We start from the raw sequence: 15,661 nt of genomic DNA on the forward strand, positions 1-15,661 counted from the left end.
GCCTTGAGGCGCGCCCACCGATCGGCGGGCGCGCCTCCTCGTGCGTCGTCCAGGACCAGCTCCGGATCCCGCACCCGCTAACGCCTGCTCAGCGGGCGCATCAGCGCCAACCTGCGCGGTCCATCAGGCGCACCGCCTCCGCGTTGTAGCGTCCCAAGGTGGCCAGCGGCACCTCTTCGGCCTTGAAGTCACCGAACTCGCGCAGCGCCGCGCTCACCGGCACGCCGGGGCGCACCGGGTATTCATGATTGGTCTCGGCGTACCAGCGCTGGGCCTCCTCGCTCACCAGAAACTCCAGCAGGCGCTGCGCGTTGTCGCGGTTCGGCGCGTGGCGCGTGACGCCCGCACCGCTCACGTTGATGTGCACGCCCTGCCCGTCCTGGTCCGGCCAGATGATGCCCACGCGCTGCGCCGCTGCGCGCTCGTCCGCCGCCGCATCGGCGCGCATGGCGGCGAGGTAGTAGGTGTTGACCAGCGTGAGGTCGCACTGGCCCGCCGCCACCGCCTTGATCTGATCGCGGTCGCCGCCGCGTGGCGGGCGGGCGAAGTTACGCACCAGACCGCGTACCCACTGCTCGGCCGCCTCCGCCCCCTGCGTGGCGATCATCGCCGCGACCAGCGACTGGTTGTACACATTGTCCGAGGAGCGCACGCACACCCGGCGGCGCCAGCGCTCGTCGGCGAGGTCGGCGTAGCCCGTGATCTCGTTCGGATCCACCCGATCGCGGGCGTACACGATGGGGCGGGCGCGCATCGAGAGCGCGAACCAGCGGCCGTCCGCATCGCGCAAATGAGCCGGCACGGCCTGCGCAAGAAGCTCGGACTGCACCGGCTGGAACAACTCGAGCTCCATGGCGCGGTTGAGGTTGCCGGCATCCACCGTGAGCAGCACGTCGGCGCGCGTGTTGCGGCCCTCGCTCTGCAGGCGCTGGACCAGGGCATCGGCCCGCCCGGCCACCAGGTTCACCCGGATGCCGGTCTCTGCGGTAAACCGATCCATGAGGGGCTTGATCAGCACCTCCTGGCGGGCGGAATAGACGTTCACTTCCTGTGCCGCGGCGGCGAACGCGCCCGCCGCCAGCAGCAGGCCCAAGGCGATCACCAATAACTTGCGCATACGTCAGCCCTTAGTCGGGTAGTCGAGGGCAATAAGGGTAATGCAGCACAGCAAGGATGTAAATAAGAATGGTTAGCGTTTAGCTTTGCAACGCCAGTTGCTCTCAAGCGCGACGGTACTAAGCTAGCGGCTCGCCGCGCGCCAGACGGGAGGGTTCGCCCGCCAAGCCCATGGCGTGGCGCATGAGCAGGTTCTTCACCGGCAGCACCGCGTGGGTGAGGTTCAGCCCCAGCGAACGCACCCAGCGCACCGCCGGTAGCTCGCTGCCGAACACCCGCTTGAAGCCGTCCATGGCGGCGAGCATGGCGAGGTTCTCGCCCTTGCGCCAGCGCTCGTAGCGACGCAGCACGGCGATGGAGCCGAGGCTTTGGCGTTTCTGGATCGCCTCGATCAGCACCTCGGCGAGGCAGGCGGCGTCCGCGAAGCCGAGGTTGACGCCCTGCCCCGCCAGCGGATGAATGGCGTGCGCGGCATCACCCACCAGCGCGAGGCGCGGGCGCACGTAGGCGTTGGCGTGCAGGGTGCGCAGCGGGAAGCTGGCGCGGGGACCGACTTCCAGGACGCGCCCGAGGCGATGCTCGAAGGCCTCGGCCAGTGCGGCGGCGAACGGCTCCTCCTCCAGCGCCAGCAGCTCGGCCGCGCGCGCCGGTGTGGTACTCCACACGATGGAACTGTAGCCCGAGGGCAGCGGCAGGAAGGCCAGCGGGCCCTCGGGCAGGAAGCGCTGCCAAGCGGTATCCTGGTGCGGCCGTTCGGTGCGCACGGTCGTCACCACCGCGCGCTGGTTGTACTCCCAGCCGCGCACGCTGATACCGGCCTTGTCGCGCACGGTGGAGTTGGCGCCGTCGGCACCCACCACCAGCTGCGCGCTCAGGTGGCGCCCATCCTCGAGGGTGATCTGCATGTGGGCGGCGTCCCAAGCGAGCTTGGTGAGCCGTGCGGGGCTGTAGAGGTCGATATTGGGCAGCGCCTGCATGCGCGCATGCAGCGCGTGCTGCACCACGCGGTTCTCGATGATGTAGCCGAGCAGGGGCTCGCCGAGGTCGGCGCAGTCGAAGTGGATCTCGCCGTTACCGCCCGCATCCCACACGTGCATGTGGTGGAACGGCGCGAGGCGCGCCGCCTCGATGGCCGGCCAGGCGCCCACCCCGCGCAGAATGCGTTGCGAGGCGGGGGTGATGGCACTGACGCGCAGGTCGAAGCCGTCCTTGCCGGCGGCTGTAGCGGCGGGCGTCACGGGCGGCTGCGGCTCCACCACCGCGATGCGCAGGTCGGTACTCCCGCCGAGGGCACAGGCCACCGCGGCGCCCACCAGACTGCCGCCCACGATGATGACGTCGTATTCGTACAGGCCCTGTGTCGCACTGTTGATCATAGCGGCAGCCCTCGCGCGAGACGCGGCAAGCGCCCGCTCAGCCCCATGGCCTGACGGCTGAGGGTGCGCTTGAGCGGCGGCAACAGGTCCAGTGCCAGCAGCCCCAGCCCGCGCGCGTGGGCCAGCGGCGGAAACGGGGTGGAAAACACGCGCACCAGCGCGTCGGTGAAGCCGCTCACGGCCCACTGATCCAGTCGGCGCCAGCGTGCGAACTCCTCCAGCAGCGCCTCGCCGCCGACGTCCCGCCCGGCACGCTGCGCATCCACCACCAACTCCGCCAGTACCGCCGCATCGCGCAGCCCGAGGTTCAACCCCTGCCCGGCCACCGGATGCAGACTGTGCGCGGCATTGCCGATGATGACCACGCGGCCGCGGCCGGGTTCGCCCGCCACCACCCGCTGCAGCGGGTAATGCGCCCGCGCGCCGACCCGCTCGAAGCGCCCGAGGCGCTCGCCGAAACGCGCCTGCAGCGCGGCGGCGAAACCGGCCTCGTCGAGCGCGAGCAGCGCGGGGGCATCGGCGCTGCGCACCGTCCACACCAGCGAGCAGCGGCGCGGCCCCAGCGGCAGCAGGGCCAGCGGGCCGCTGTCGGTGAAGCGTTCGTAGGCGGTGTCCTGATGCGGGCGCGCCGGGCTCACGTTGGCGATGACCGCGGTCTGGCCGTACTCGGTGATCGCCAGCGGCACCCCGAGCCGTTCGCGCAGGCCGGACCGGCCGCCGTCGGCCAGCACCACCAAGCGCGCGCGCAACTCGCGCCCCTGATCGAGGCGCAGCACGGCGCCCGCCGCGTCCTGCACCAGCCCCTCAACCCGCGCCGGTGCCAGCAGATCCACCTGCGCGCCGCCGCGCTCCAAACCGGCCTTGAAGGCGCCGCCCAGCACCCGGTTCTCGACCACGTAGCCGTAGGCGTCGAGGCCGCTGTCGGCCGCCTCCAGGCGCGTCTTACCGAAGCCGCCGCGGTCGGAGACGTGAATGCGGCGAATGGGGTAAGCGCCGACCGCCTGCACCTCGCGCCAGACGCCGACGCCCTCGAGGATACGCCGCGAGCCCTCGGCCACCGCGCTCGCACGGTCGTCGTAGCTCGGCTGACCGGCCACGCCCAGCGGTACCGCCTCGACCACCGCCGTGCGCACTCCCGCGCCGCCCAGCGCGCAGCCGAGCGCGGCGCCCACCAGGCCGCCGCCGATCACCGCCACGTCATAGGGTGTGGGTTGTGCCACGTCAGGAGCCGGCCATCAAGGCCTCGATCTCGTCGGGCTGTTTGGGGGCATCCTTGGACAGGATGTCGTGCCCCGTGCGGGTAACCAGCACGTCATCCTCGATGCGCACGCCGATGTTCCACCACCGCTCGTCCACGCCCTCGCTGCCGGCGCTGATGTACAGACCGGGCTCGACGGTCATCACCATGCCGGGCTCCAGCACGCGCCACTCGCCGTCGACCTTGTAGTCGCCGACATCGTGCACGTCCATGCCCAGCCAGTGGCCGGTGCGGTGCATATAGAAGCGCCGGTAGGCCTGCTCCTCGATCAAGTGCTCCGGCGCGCCGTGCAGCAGGCCCAGATCCACCAGCCCTTCGGTGAGCACCCGCACCGCCGCCTCGTGCGGGGTGTTCCAGTGATTACCGGGCCGCACCGCCTCGATCGCGGCCAGTTGTGCCGCCAGCACGACCTCGTAGACCGCGCGCTGCTCGGCGCTGAAGCGCCCGTTGACCGGAAAGGTGCGGGTGATGTCGCTGGCGTAGCACTCGTACTCCGCGCCCGCGTCGATCAGCAGCAGCTCGCCGTCACGCAGCTCCTCGGCATTGTCGATGTAATGCAGAATGCAGGCGTTCGCGCCGCCCCCGACGATGGACGGATAGGCCGCCACCCGGCAGCCGCCCATGCCGAATTCGTGCAGCAGTTCGGCCTCGACCTGATACTCGTACAGGCCCGGCCGGCACTGCTGCATGGCGCGCGCGTGCGCTCGCGCCGAGACCTCCGCCGCATGGCGCATCAGCTTGATCTCGGCGGCGCTCTTGTACAGGCGCATGTCGTGCAGCAAGTGATCGAGCGCGACCAGCGTGTCGGGCGCGTGCACCCCGGCGCGGCCCTGACTGCGCAAGCGGTTGATCCACCCGATCAACAGCTGGTCGAAGTCGTGGTGCACGCCCATCGTATAGTACACCCGCTCGCTCCGCTCGAGGATGCCGGGCAGGATGTCGTCGATATCGTCGATAGGGAAGGAATCGTCCGCGCCGTAGTCGGCCACCGCACCTTCCTGCCCCGCGCGCCGCCCGTCCCAGATCTCGCGCTCGGGATCGCGTTCGCGGCAGAACAGGAGGTACTCGCCGTGCTCGCGCCCCGGCGCAAGCACCGCCACCGCCTCCGGCTCGGGAAACCCGGTCAGATAGTGGAAGTCGCTGTCCTGGCGATAGGGGAAATGCACGTCGCGGTTGCGCGGGCGCTGCGGCGCGGCGGGCAGGATCGCGACCGCCCCTTCGCCCATCATCTGCATCAGGCGCTTGCGGCGCCGCGCGTGTTCTTTGGCCAGCATGGCTCTCCGTAATTCCGACAAGTGGGCCGCGCCGCGGTTAGTGCAGCCGCGGCTGCTTCGCGTCCGTCGGGGTCGGGTTCAACTCCTCGTTGATCAAGAGCACCCCCATGCGCACGTACTCGACGATCTCGACGAAGGCGGCCTCGTCTTCCTCGCGCTCGTGCTGTTCATACTCCGTCACACGCGCGATGTTGACTAGATCCTTCACCACCTCCATGGACTGCTCGGGCAGACGCTTCAGATCGCGCGCCCCGTCGCGCGTCAGTCCGAACAAAAAGCCCTGGCACCAGTCGCCGAGGGCCTCGGTGCGCGCGGCGAGGCGCGCCTCGTCGGGCGGGAGCAGCGGCGCAAAGCCGAGCTCCGGGTCGGCGAGCTGGCCGGACGTGGCGCGGTGCAGGGCCAGCAACGTGCGTCGATCGTCCTGCCCGAGCAGGTCGCCCGCCTGCGCGGCGCCCGCCACGTCTGCCAACCAGGCCTCGGGTTCGACCGCGCCGCGCGCGCAGATCATGCCACACAAGGTGCCATGCACCTCGGCGGCCGGGACCTCGCCGCCCAGGCGTTCGAGGGCGCCGGCGACGTGATCGAAATCGGGTTCGCTCATCAGAAACTCTCGATCCGCAATTCGTAGGGAAATAACAGCAACCGGTACAGCTTGTCGCCGAACTGCGCATGCGACAGCACCGGCTCACCGATCGTGATGGTGTTGCCGCCCGCCGCGGACAAGCCGCCGAGGCCGAAGCGGCGCTCGGCGATCAGCGCCTCCAGCACCACGCGCAGCTCCTGCGCATCGATCTCGCCGGTGTTGTCCACGACGCGGCACGGCTTACCGTGGTGCGTGGTGCCTTCGATGACGGTGGGTTGGGGCTGCATGGTAGCGGGTCCTGCCGACACGATTACCTCCAAGTAGGCGACTAGTATAAAGGCTGCGCCCCGTTTATCGCAGGCCCACGGCCTCGGGTGGCCTGCAAGGCGGGGGCGAACCTCGGCGAACGCTTGAGCTTACGCCCTCAACCTCCTGAGCGAAAACCGAGGCCGCGTGGCGCTGCGCATTGACCGCGCCGCGCAGCCGGTTCTAGTATGGGGTCAGCGTCCATGCCCGCCGACCGATGCCATGCCCGAATTCAGCCCACAACCCAAAACGCCGAGCCTTGCCCGCCTCGAGGCGCAGGTCGATGCACTGCTGAGCCAACTCGATCGGCTCGCCATGGAGAATCAGTTCTTGCGCGAGCGTGAACAGGCCTTGGTGGCCGAGCGTGCCCAGCTCATCGAGAAGGCAGAGCTTGCGCGCAGCCGCGTGGAAGCGATGATTACCCGTCTGCGCGCCATGGAGCAGGAAGGATGAAGGACGACACCACGCGGGCGGTCTCGGTACGCCTGCTCGACAAGGAATACTTGGTCGGCTGCCCCGAAGCGGAGCAGGACGGGCTGCGCCGCGCATCGCTGTACCTCGATCAGAAGATGCGCGAGATCCGGGCCGGTGGCAAACCGATGGGCCTGGACCGCATCGCGGTGATGGCGGCACTGAACATCGCGCACGAGTTGCTGGTGGAGCGCGGCGACAAGGGCGCCACGGCGGATCCGGTGCTCGACGCGCGCCTGAACGCCCTCGGCGAACGCATCGACGCGGCCCTGCAGCGCGCGGCCCGCACCGACGGCTGAGCGGCCTGTCGGAGAATCCTGGTTTTCGGCATCCATCCGGAGCTTCCCGCGGCACACAGATGTGTCGCCGCGAACAACGGCCCCAAGCCGTTGATCACGAAGCAAAGCGAAAACACACTGGTCGCTCTGCGTGACCTGGCGCATCCAGAATGGCTTCATTTCGTCCCCTCAATTCGCGTTACCGGGCAAATTTCGGTGGTCTTCTTCCGGTCAAATCCGCTACAGTTTGCCCATGGACACCTACTGTGGTGTTCGTGAGCGGACCGGGTATTTTCTTGAGCCTAATTCCATACCCCGGGATCCGAAAACCGGCGCCGTGTGCAGGTCCGCCGCGCAGCGGAAAGCCTAACGCGCCGGCTACGGCTCCCACTTGAACCGCTGGTTCAAGGACGATGGTCGCCACGGCACTGCGGGGGTGTCCTCTTCTTATTCTGACCCCCCTTGCCGCCCGCCTGCCTGACCGCCACTGCGCGACGCGGTTCCGCTAGCCGACTTTTTGCGGCACGCTGTGCTGGAACAGAGATAAGCGACAGCGACGGCCATGCATCCCACCGACCTCACCGACCAGCTCACGCAAGACGAAGGGCGTGCCCAACTGCGGCGGGCCTTGCGTGCGCGACGCCGCGCCCTGTCCGCGCGCGAGCGGCGCCTCGCGGGCGAAGCGGCGGCCCGCCGCTTCGCCCAACATTCGCTGTTTCTGCGCAGCCGACGGATCGCGTTTTATCTGGCGCACGAGGGTGAGATGGATCCCGCTCCGCTGATGGCGCGGGCGTGGGCCATGGGTAAGCGGGTCTATCTGCCCGTGCTGCGCCCGCTGGGCGCCAACCGGCTATGGTTTACGCCCTATCGACCCGGCGACCGGCTGGTGGCGAACCGCTTCGGGATCGAGGAGCCGCCGGCGCGGCTGGCAAGCGCGGTGCCGCCGTGGGGGCTGGATTTGGTGCTCGCGCCGCTGGTGGGCTTCGACCGACAGGGTGGGCGCTTGGGTATGGGGGGCGGGTTCTACGATCGGACGCTGGCCTATCTGCTGCAACGGCACCACTGGCGGCGACCGCTGCTGGCGGGACTTGCGTATGAGTTTCAGGAGGTACCCGCCCTGCCACGCCAGCCGTGGGACGTCCCCCTGGCGGCGGTCGTGACAGAGCAGGGCGCGCGGCTGTTCTGACGCCGCGCCTTGCGCGCGCGGCGCTCAGCCTTCCAACGGACCGGCCGCGGCCACCGCCGGCGATCCGGCCAGATGGTCCTGCAGGAAGCCGGTCACCAGCACCCCGCAGCCGATCGCGACGACCAAGATCAGCATGAGATCGGGTCTGCGTTTTTTTCTCATTGTCTCCCCCGATAAATCGTTCGTCGGCAGGCCGAACCGAACCTTGGCTCGATGCGACGACCGTGACGCGGCGCTACTACCGGGCGGCGGGCCGCGCCGCCTCCAACAGCGCGTCCGCTCGGCCGCTGCCGACCGTGCTACCTACCCTCCTCCTTGGAATGCTCCGGACGAAGACGCGACGGGTCGGCTCTCGCCGCCCGACGTTGAATGGCGGTCCGCGCCTCCCGCTGACTGCCATTCGGGCCCGGACCCCTGATTCAACGGGTTTTTTTTGTAGCTTGCAAGCCCGAGGCGGGGTCGGATAATGGTGCGCCACGAAATGTGTGACGAGGGTCACGCGTCGATGAAGGATGGACGATGAACTACTGGCTGATGAAGAGCGAACCGGACGTGTTCGGCATCGATCACCTGGCGGAGCGCCCCGATCAGACCGAACCCTGGGACGGTGTGCGTAATTACCAAGCCCGCAACATGCTGCGCGACCAGATGAAGGTTGGCGACCAGATCTTTTTCTATCACTCCAACTGCAAGGTCCCGGGCATCGTCGGTATCGCCGAGGTGGCCCGCGAGGGCTACCCCGACCACACGGCCTTTGACCCCGAGTGCAAGTACTACGATCCCGCCAGCGACCCGGAGAAGCCTCGCTGGTACATGGTCGACGTGCGCCTCAAGCGCAAACTCGCGCGCGTCATCAGCCTGGAGGAACTCAAGGCGCGCCCCGAATTGGCGGACATGCCGCTGGTGCGGCGGGGCAACCGCCTCTCGGTGATGCCGGTCACTCCAGAGCAATGGCGGTTCATTCTCTCCTTGGAGCACGCGGAGTGACCACCCTGTACCACTTCTGGTCTTCGCACGAGGCGCGCCGGGTGTGGCTCGCCTTGCACTGCAAGGGGGTGTCCTTCGACGATCGGCCGCTGAGCTACGACGATGACGACACCTTCTTCGAACTCGGCGTGGCACGGGCGGTGCCGCTGCTGGAACTGGACGAGGGCACGCGGCTCGGCGACGCCTGGGACATCCTGTGGCGCGTCGATGAGCTGTTTCCGCAGGCACCCGCGCTGCGCGCGGAGATCGTCGATGCCGACGCCTGGCAGGCCCTGCGCACTTGGCGCGAACGGGCCGAGCCGATCCTGGCGCGGCTCTACGCGCCGCTGGCGCCCGCCTATCACGACGTCGCCGGCCACGAGACCACCCTCGCCGCCTACAAGGCGGAGGTGGAACGGCGCTTCGGCATGGGGGTGGAGGCGCTGGCCAATGATCGCTATGCGGGCTACGAGCAGCTCGCGCGCCTCAGCCGCTTGCCCGAGCTTGCGCGTCACCTGGCGCGCAACGGCTACTACCTCGGCACGCTCTCGATTGCCGATCTGGTCCTCACCGCCGATCTGCACCCGCTGCAATTGCTGGACGGGGTCAGCCTGCCCATCGAGCTGATGTATTATTTCAAGCGAGTGGAACGGGCCTGTGGCGCCGACCTGGGCGCCGGGCTGGCGAGCCGGGGCGGCTGAGCGCGCGGCGCCTGTTCCAGAGTCAACCGACGGGAGTAGTCATGACGCTAGGTGAGTTGTTGCAGCAGATGAACGGGCATTTACAGTTTCCGGTGCTGGAGGGGGATCCTGCCGAGACGCTGGCGAAGGCCCAGGACGGCACGCACGGCGATCCCATCGTCGGCGAGATCGTGCGGGCCATCGCTGCGCGCTGCGAGCGCCCCGAGGTGGATTGTCCGTTGGAGCGCGCCTCGGTGATCGCCTCGCTCGGCCCGATGCGCCTCAAATACATGGCCGACGACGCGCCGGTGGAGGGCTTTCGCAAGCTCGAGCAGTTGGTGCAGGCGATCGACGCCGCCTTCAACGACGAGGCCCTACGCCTTAAGCAAGGCTGATCCCCCTATGCGGCGGCGGCGCGTCAATCGCCGCCGGCCGCCCCGACGCGCCCCCGCCCGCGCGAACTATGCTGTCATTACCAGGAGTCGGGACGCGCCGGCGCTGTCCCCGTTTCTCGGCTCACGCTATCGGCTCGCCCCGTTCTGCTGACCGCCCGTGCCTCAGCAGAGGCGGGGGCTCCGGCAGCGCCCACTCAGCGCCCAACAACAATGCGCGTGGCCCGCACACGTTCGACGACCGACTCGGGAGCATACCCACGTCCACGCCGACGCGATCCTCTGCGGCCGCCGAGCGCCGCGGCCCCGGCACGCCCGCCCCCCGGTGGACGCGCTGGTTGCCCCTGCTCGCCGCGCTGGCGGTCGGCTGCCTGCTGTCGCTGCTGGCCTTTGAACTGGCACGTCAACTGGAACACGAGCGCGCCAATTCGGAGTTTGCACAGGTCGCTGCGGACCAATTCTCGGTCCTGCAGCGCCGCCTGGAACACAACTTCGACGTGCTGCTTTCGCTGAGTGGCCTGCTGTCCCACGGTCAAGTCGAAGCCCAGGAGTATCGGGCCTTCGTGCGCCCATTCATGGCGCGCTTTCCCTCCCTGCGGCAAGTGGGTTGGGCGCCGGCGCAGGACGGCGACCTGCATGTCCCCACCGCGCCCACCGCCTCCGAGGCGGCCGCCGCCCTGGATCGGAGCTTTGTGTTGACGTTCAGCGAGCGCCGACGCGCGGCCCTGATTGCCACGGGCAGCGACCTGAGGGACTCGCCGGTGCTGGCGCCGCTGCTGTTGGAGGCACTGATGCATGAGGGACCGGCGGTCGGGCACGCCCCGGACGGGCGCGGCGGCCACCTGTTGATATGGATCCAGGCCGTGTACGCCATCGCCGATGCGCCCAATGAGGATCGCACGCTGCTCGGCTTCCTGTTCGGCGGGCACGAGATCGGCACGCTGGTTGAAGTCGCGCTGGCCGCGCTCACGCCGCGCGGCGTGGACCTGGAGGTGCGCGATGTCGCCGCGCCGGGCCCACCCCTCTTTTGGCACGATGCGCAGGCGCGTCTGCCCCTGCCGGTGCGCCGACCCGCCTATGCCCTCCCGCCTATCGAGGAAATCGTGACCATCGGTAATCAAGAGTGGCGGGTGACGGCCACCGCGACGGCCGCATTCGTGCCCGGCGCCGATGGGCGCCTGCCCTGGGTGCTACTCACCGGCGGGTTGATGTTCACGCTGCTGCTCGGAATCTACGTGCATGCCCTGAGCCGCCAGAGCGAGCGCTATATGCGCATGGTGGCGCAACTCGAACAAGAGGTGCACGAGCGCCAGCGCGCCGAGCAGCAACTTGCGAAACTCGCCCACCACGACGCGCTCACCGGCTTAGCAAACCGTGCGCTGTTCTCGGACCGGGTGGAGCAGGCACTCGCACACGCCGCACGCACCGGCGAGCGTCTGGCACTGTTTTATCTGGACCTGGACGGCTTCAAAACGCTCAACGACACGCTGGGGCACGAGCAGGGCGATGTGGCGCTGCGCGAGGTCGCCCGCCGCCTGGCGGGTGCGGGCCGCGCCGAGGACACGGTGGCGCGCCTTGGGGGCGACGAATTCACCATTCTGTTTCGAGAACTCAAGACGCCGAGGGAGGCCGCCCGTCTGGCCGACAAGATCCTGGCCCTACTGGCCGAGCCCGTGCAACTCGACGAGGGGCCCTGGCAGATGGGGGTCAGTATCGGTATCAGCCTATACCCGGCCGATGCGACCGATCTCGCGACGCTGCTGAGCTACGCCGACCGCGCCATGTACGCCGCCAAGCGGGCGGGCAAGAACCGCTATGCCTTCTACGGCCCCGTGCCGGCCTGAGGCGCGCTGTGCCCCGCGTAAGCGCGCACCGGCATCGTGACCGCGCCGCCCTCGCCCCGCGGATCGCTGGCCGCGCTGACCTCCTCCCGCACCCGGTCCCATAGCACCGCCTGCATATTGCCGTAGGGGCGCACCTGCGACAGCGTATGCCCAAGGGCCTGCAAGCCGGCCCCTTCCTCCACCAGCGCGTCGGGTTCGTGCTCGATCGCGTCGGGCAGGTATTGGTGGTGGTAGCGCGGGCGGCTCACCCAGGCCTGCGGATCGGCTACCCCCTGGGCGAAGTCCAGGGTCGCCAACAACACCATGGTGATGATGCGGCTGCCGCCCGGGGTGCCGAGTATGGCCACCCGCTCGCCGTCGTCCAGAAACACGGGCGTCATGCTCGACAGGGGCCGCTTGCCCGGCTCCACCGCGTTGGCCTCGGCGCCGACCAGACCGTAGACGTTCGGCACGCCGGGCGCGGCGGCGAAATCGTCCATCTCGTCGTTGAGCAGCACCCCGGTGCCGGCCGGCATGAAGCCCGAACCGAAGGGGTAATTGATGCTGAGCGTGGCGGCCACCCGATTGCCTTCGCCGTCGAGGATGGAGAAGTGCGTGGTGTCGCGCCCGCGCGGGCGGCCCTCGCCCACCCCCGGCAGGGCGGCGCTGGGCGTGGCGCGGTCCGGACGGATGCCGGCGCGCAGGCCGGCGGCGTAGTGCGGGTGCGTGAGCCGCGCCACCGGCACGTCGACGAAGTCGGGGTCGCCGAGGTACTCGGCCCGGTCGCGGTAGGCCCGGCGCATCGCTTCCACCGTCCAGTGCAGGCGCTCGACCTCCGACAGCTCCGCCAGATCCACCTCGGCCAGGATATTCAGAATGGTGAGTAGCGCCACCCCGCCCGACGAAGGCGGCGCGGCAGCCGTGATACGCACGTCACCGTAGCGGCCGCGCACGGGCTCGCGCTCCACCGCGCGGTATGCCGCCAGATCCTCCAATGTCCAGATGCCCCCCGCGGCGCGCGTCCCCTCCACCAAGGCCTTGGCAAGAGGCCCTTCGTAGAAACCGGCCGCGCCGGCCTCGGCGATGCGCTCCAAGGTGGCGGCCAGATCGGGCTGGCGCACGCGATGGCCGAGCGGCGGCACCTCGCCCGCGTGCAGGAACACCGCGGCCGCCGCGGGCGAGGCGCGCAGCGCCTCGACCCGGAAGCCCGCCATACGCCGGTACTGCTCGCTGACTTCGAACCCCTCGCGCGCCAAGCGGATGGCCGGCGCGAGGCTGCGCGCCAGCGGCAGGCGCCCGTAGCGCTCCGCAAGGTGGGCCATTGCCGCCGGTGTCCCCGGTATCCCCGCGGACAGGGGGCCGTCCACCGAGAGGCCCGGCACCGGCTCGCCGCGCTCGTCCAGATACATGTCGCGGTGGGCCGCCAAGGGCGCGCGCTCACGGCCGTCCAGCATGGTCTGGTGCCCGTCCTCCTCGCGGTGCAGGAGCCAGAACCCGCCGCCGCCGATGCCCGAACCGAAGGGCTCCACCACCGCCAGCGCCGCGGTCACGGCCACCGCCGCGTCGAAGGCGTTGCCACCCTCGGCAAGGATCGCCTGACCGGCCTCGGTGGCCAGCGGATGCGCACTGGCGATGGCCGCCGCCGGCGGCTCCGCAGGTGCCGGCCCCGTCCACAACACCAGGGCCAACAACAGGATGGATACTCGCGCCACGACACCTCCGCCCGTCTATCATGGAATACCGACCAGGGCGCACCTGCTGCGCCGCCCGTCTAGGATTGTATCAACGATGCATGGCGACGCGCCGAGCGCGCAGGAGGACACGATGGGAGTAGCGGGGGGCAGCAAGCGCTGCATGTCGGCGTCACGGCGGCGCCGACCGGCCGATGAACCTTGTCGGGCACGGCTGAGGGCCGCCGCGCGCCGGCCCCGCGTGTGCATCGCCCTCGCCCGTCTCATCCAGGAAGCCTGAGCCCATGCCCTATCTGGCAATTCGGGACTACGGCATCGTCGGCAACCTGCGCACCTCCGCCCTGGTGGGGCGCAACGGCTCCATCGATTGGTGCTGCTTCCCTTACCTCTCCAGTTCCAGCGTATTCGGCGCCATCCTGGACGACGCCAAGGCCGGTCGCTTTCGGGTGAGCTCCCCGGGCGGCCCGCTGGGGGCGCAGGAGTTCATCGAGGGGACCAACGTGCTGGTGACGCGCTTCAACCAGGGCCAGGGCACCCTCGTCGTTACCGATTTCATGCCGCTGCGCGGCGACATCAACGGGCGCGAGGCCGAGTCGGAGGCGCGGCCCGCCTTGTGCCGCATCGTGCAGGCCGAGAACGGGCCGGTCGAGATGGAGCTGGAGTGGTCGCCGCGCTTCGACTATGCGCGGGCGCTGACACGCATGTCGCGGGTGCCCGAGGGCTGGCACGCGAGCGGCGGCGGCGAGCATCTGGTGCTGCGCGGCCTGCCGGAGGGCGCCGAGGTCGAGGAAGGCGAGCACGGCCCCACGCTGCGGGCCAGACTGCATCTCGAAGCAGGCCGCCGCGTGATCCTCGACTGCGGCTGGAGCCAGGACGGACGCCCGTCGGCACTCTACGACCCGCTCGCCGCGCTGGCCGAAACCGTCGACGTGTGGCGGCGCTGGGTGCACAAGGAACGCGCCGGTGACCGGGCCTGGGCGGGCCCGTGGCGCCACCTCATGATCCGCTCGGAGCTGACCCTCAAGCTGCTCACCCAAGCCGGCACCGGCGCCATAGCCGCGGCACCGACCACTTCGCTGCCGGAGGAGATCGGCGGGGTGCGCAACTGGGACTACCGCTACGCCTGGATCCGCGACTCCTCGCTGGTGGCGCAGGCGCTGATGGCCGGCGGACATCCCACCGAGGCGTCCGATTTCCTGCACTGGATCGAGGACGTGTCGATGAGCGGCGAGCGCGACGGGCGGGTGCAGATCATGTACGGTCTGCATGGCGAGGCGGCGCTGCACGAATTCGCGCTGGACCACCTGGAAGGCTACCGCGGCTCACGCCCGGTGAACATCGGCAACGGCGCCTACGACCAACTGCAGCTCGATACCTACGGCGAGATCCTGGACTCGGCCTACGAGCTGGCGCGTTTCGGCGAAGAGATCCCGCCCGTGCTGCGGCGATTCCTGCCCAAGATGGCGGACCGCGCCCTCGCCTCGCTGGACCGCAAGGACCACGGGATTTGGGAGATCCGGGGCGAAGCGCGCCACTACGTGTACTCCAAGGGACTCCTGTGGGTGGCGCTGGACCGCGCGGTTCAGCTGGCCGAACGGTTCGGCCTGGACGGCAATGTGGATCGCTGGCATAAGGGGCGCAGCTACATTAAGGAGCAGATCCTCGAGCAAGGTTACGACCCGAAGCTCAACTCCCTGGTGCAGGCATACGGACGCCGGGAACTGGACGCCTCCAACCTGCTGCTGCCGGTGCACGAACTGCTGCCGTTCGACGACCCGCGTGTGCAGGGCACCATCGACGCCACCATGCGCGAGTTGATGCAGAACGGTCTGGTCTACCGCTACCGCGCCGAGGACAGCCTGCCGGGGGAGGAAGGCGCGTTCGCGCTATGCACCTTTTGGCTCGTCGACGCCCTGTCACTGTCGGGCCGCATCGACGAGGCGGCGGAGATCTTCGAGTCGATGGCCGCGCGCGCCAATCACGTCGGGCTGTTTCCTGAGGAGTACGATCCCGCCAGCGGCGAGTTCCTGGGCAATTTCCCGCAGGGGCTGACCCACATCGGCTTCGTCAACAGCCTGCAATATCTGGCCAAGGCCCGCGGCTGGGAGACCCCGGTGGAACAGCCGATCGGTATGCCCGAGCATCGCGAGGTCGCCGACCGCGGCTGATCCCTACCAGCCCGCCCATCTCACCGGGGCGGACACCGGCTGACGCACAAGTGAAGGTGGACGCACGGAAGACCGAGCGTGGCAGTGTGTTTG

General features: G+C 69.3%; 16 protein-coding genes and 1 other RNA gene. 9 read left to right on the plus strand and 8 right to left on the minus strand.

Going from position 1 to position 15,661, the window contains the following annotated elements; translation table 11 throughout:
- Positions 1 to 100 precede the first annotated feature (100 nt).
- The 6 genes from HUS23_04520 to HUS23_04545 form a co-directional block, all read right to left on the minus strand.
- Positions 101 to 1,117, minus strand: a complete 1,017-nt coding sequence (locus HUS23_04520; GenBank protein QKT03120.1) for a Fe(3+) ABC transporter substrate-binding protein — start codon at positions 1,115 to 1,117, stop codon at positions 101 to 103.
- Between the two features lie 118 nt (positions 1,118 to 1,235).
- Positions 1,236 to 2,492, minus strand: a complete 1,257-nt coding sequence (locus HUS23_04525; protein ID QKT03121.1) for a UbiH/UbiF/VisC/COQ6 family ubiquinone biosynthesis hydroxylase — start codon at positions 2,490 to 2,492, stop codon at positions 1,236 to 1,238.
- Positions 2,489 to 3,712 (minus strand): 2-octaprenyl-6-methoxyphenyl hydroxylase, encoded by a 1,224-nt coding sequence (gene ubiH / locus HUS23_04530; GenBank protein ID QKT03122.1) that lies wholly within the window; start codon positions 3,710 to 3,712, stop codon positions 2,489 to 2,491. Before ubiH ends, HUS23_04525 begins: the two co-directional genes overlap by 4 nt.
- Before the next feature lies 1 nt (position 3,713).
- Positions 3,714 to 5,024 carry a Xaa-Pro aminopeptidase gene (gene pepP / locus HUS23_04535; GenBank protein QKT03123.1) on the minus strand — a complete coding sequence of 437 codons (1,311 nt, stop codon included), beginning with the start codon at positions 5,022 to 5,024 and terminating at the stop codon, positions 3,714 to 3,716.
- A 37-nt stretch (positions 5,025 to 5,061) separates the two neighbouring features.
- Entirely contained in the window at positions 5,062 to 5,625 is a 564-nt protein-coding gene (locus HUS23_04540) for a UPF0149 family protein (protein ID QKT03124.1), read from the minus strand.
- Entirely contained in the window at positions 5,625 to 5,894 is a 270-nt protein-coding gene (locus HUS23_04545) for a hypothetical protein (protein ID QKT03125.1), read from the minus strand. Before HUS23_04545 ends, HUS23_04540 begins: the two co-directional genes overlap by 1 nt.
- Positions 5,895 to 6,135: 241 nt before the next feature.
- Between HUS23_04545 and HUS23_04550 the strand changes: the two genes are divergently transcribed.
- From HUS23_04550 to HUS23_04565, 4 genes are all read left to right on the plus strand, one after another.
- A complete protein-coding gene (locus HUS23_04550) occupies positions 6,136 to 6,366 on the plus strand; it encodes a TIGR02449 family protein (GenBank protein ID QKT04972.1) in 231 nt (76 codons plus the stop codon).
- Complete coding sequence (locus tag HUS23_04555) at positions 6,363 to 6,683, plus strand: cell division protein ZapA (GenBank protein QKT03126.1); 321 nt, start codon at positions 6,363 to 6,365, stop codon at positions 6,681 to 6,683. The genes HUS23_04550 and HUS23_04555 overlap by 4 nt, the downstream gene beginning before the upstream one ends.
- Before the next feature lie 237 nt (positions 6,684 to 6,920).
- A non-coding RNA gene (ssrS, locus tag HUS23_04560) (6S RNA) lies at positions 6,921 to 7,102 on the plus strand.
- 122 nt (positions 7,103 to 7,224) lie between these two features.
- On the plus strand, positions 7,225 to 7,848 hold the full coding sequence (locus HUS23_04565; GenBank protein QKT03127.1) for a 5-formyltetrahydrofolate cyclo-ligase: 624 nt from the start codon (positions 7,225 to 7,227) through the stop codon (positions 7,846 to 7,848).
- A gap of 24 nt (positions 7,849 to 7,872) precedes the next feature.
- Here the strand turns inward: HUS23_04565 and HUS23_04570 are convergent, their stop codons facing one another.
- Entirely contained in the window at positions 7,873 to 8,010 is a 138-nt protein-coding gene (locus HUS23_04570) for a hypothetical protein (GenBank protein ID QKT03128.1), read from the minus strand.
- 357 nt (positions 8,011 to 8,367) lie between these two features.
- On the opposite strand from HUS23_04570, the gene HUS23_04575 reads away from it, so the two are divergent.
- The 4 genes from HUS23_04575 (at position 8,368) to HUS23_04590 (ending at position 11,730) form a co-directional block, all read left to right on the plus strand.
- Positions 8,368 to 8,835 carry an EVE domain-containing protein gene (locus HUS23_04575; protein ID QKT03129.1) on the plus strand — a complete coding sequence of 156 codons (468 nt, stop codon included), beginning with the start codon at positions 8,368 to 8,370 and terminating at the stop codon, positions 8,833 to 8,835.
- Positions 8,832 to 9,515, plus strand: coding sequence for a glutathione S-transferase family protein (locus HUS23_04580; protein QKT03130.1), 684 nt, complete (start codon positions 8,832 to 8,834; stop codon positions 9,513 to 9,515). The genes HUS23_04575 and HUS23_04580 overlap by 4 nt, the downstream gene beginning before the upstream one ends.
- 41 nt (positions 9,516 to 9,556) lie before the next feature.
- Positions 9,557 to 9,889 carry a hypothetical protein gene (locus HUS23_04585; GenBank protein QKT03131.1) on the plus strand — a complete coding sequence of 111 codons (333 nt, stop codon included), beginning with the start codon at positions 9,557 to 9,559 and terminating at the stop codon, positions 9,887 to 9,889.
- A gap of 335 nt (positions 9,890 to 10,224) precedes the next feature.
- On the plus strand, positions 10,225 to 11,730 hold the full coding sequence (locus HUS23_04590) for a sensor domain-containing diguanylate cyclase (protein ID QKT03132.1): 1,506 nt from the start codon (positions 10,225 to 10,227) through the stop codon (positions 11,728 to 11,730).
- Here HUS23_04590 and ggt read toward each other — a convergent pair.
- A complete protein-coding gene (gene ggt / locus HUS23_04595) occupies positions 11,709 to 13,421 on the minus strand; it encodes a gamma-glutamyltransferase (protein QKT03133.1) in 1,713 nt (570 codons plus the stop codon). The two genes, HUS23_04590 and ggt, sit on opposite strands and share 22 nt — an antisense overlap.
- 263 nt (positions 13,422 to 13,684) lie before the next feature.
- On the opposite strand from ggt, the gene HUS23_04600 reads away from it, so the two are divergent.
- Positions 13,685 to 15,568, plus strand: a complete 1,884-nt coding sequence (locus tag HUS23_04600; GenBank protein QKT03134.1) for a glycoside hydrolase family 15 protein — start codon at positions 13,685 to 13,687, stop codon at positions 15,566 to 15,568.
- The last annotated feature ends 93 nt before the right edge of the window (positions 15,569 to 15,661 follow it).

Source organism: Ectothiorhodospiraceae bacterium 2226 (assembly GCA_013348725.1).
GTDB lineage: Bacteria > Pseudomonadota > Gammaproteobacteria.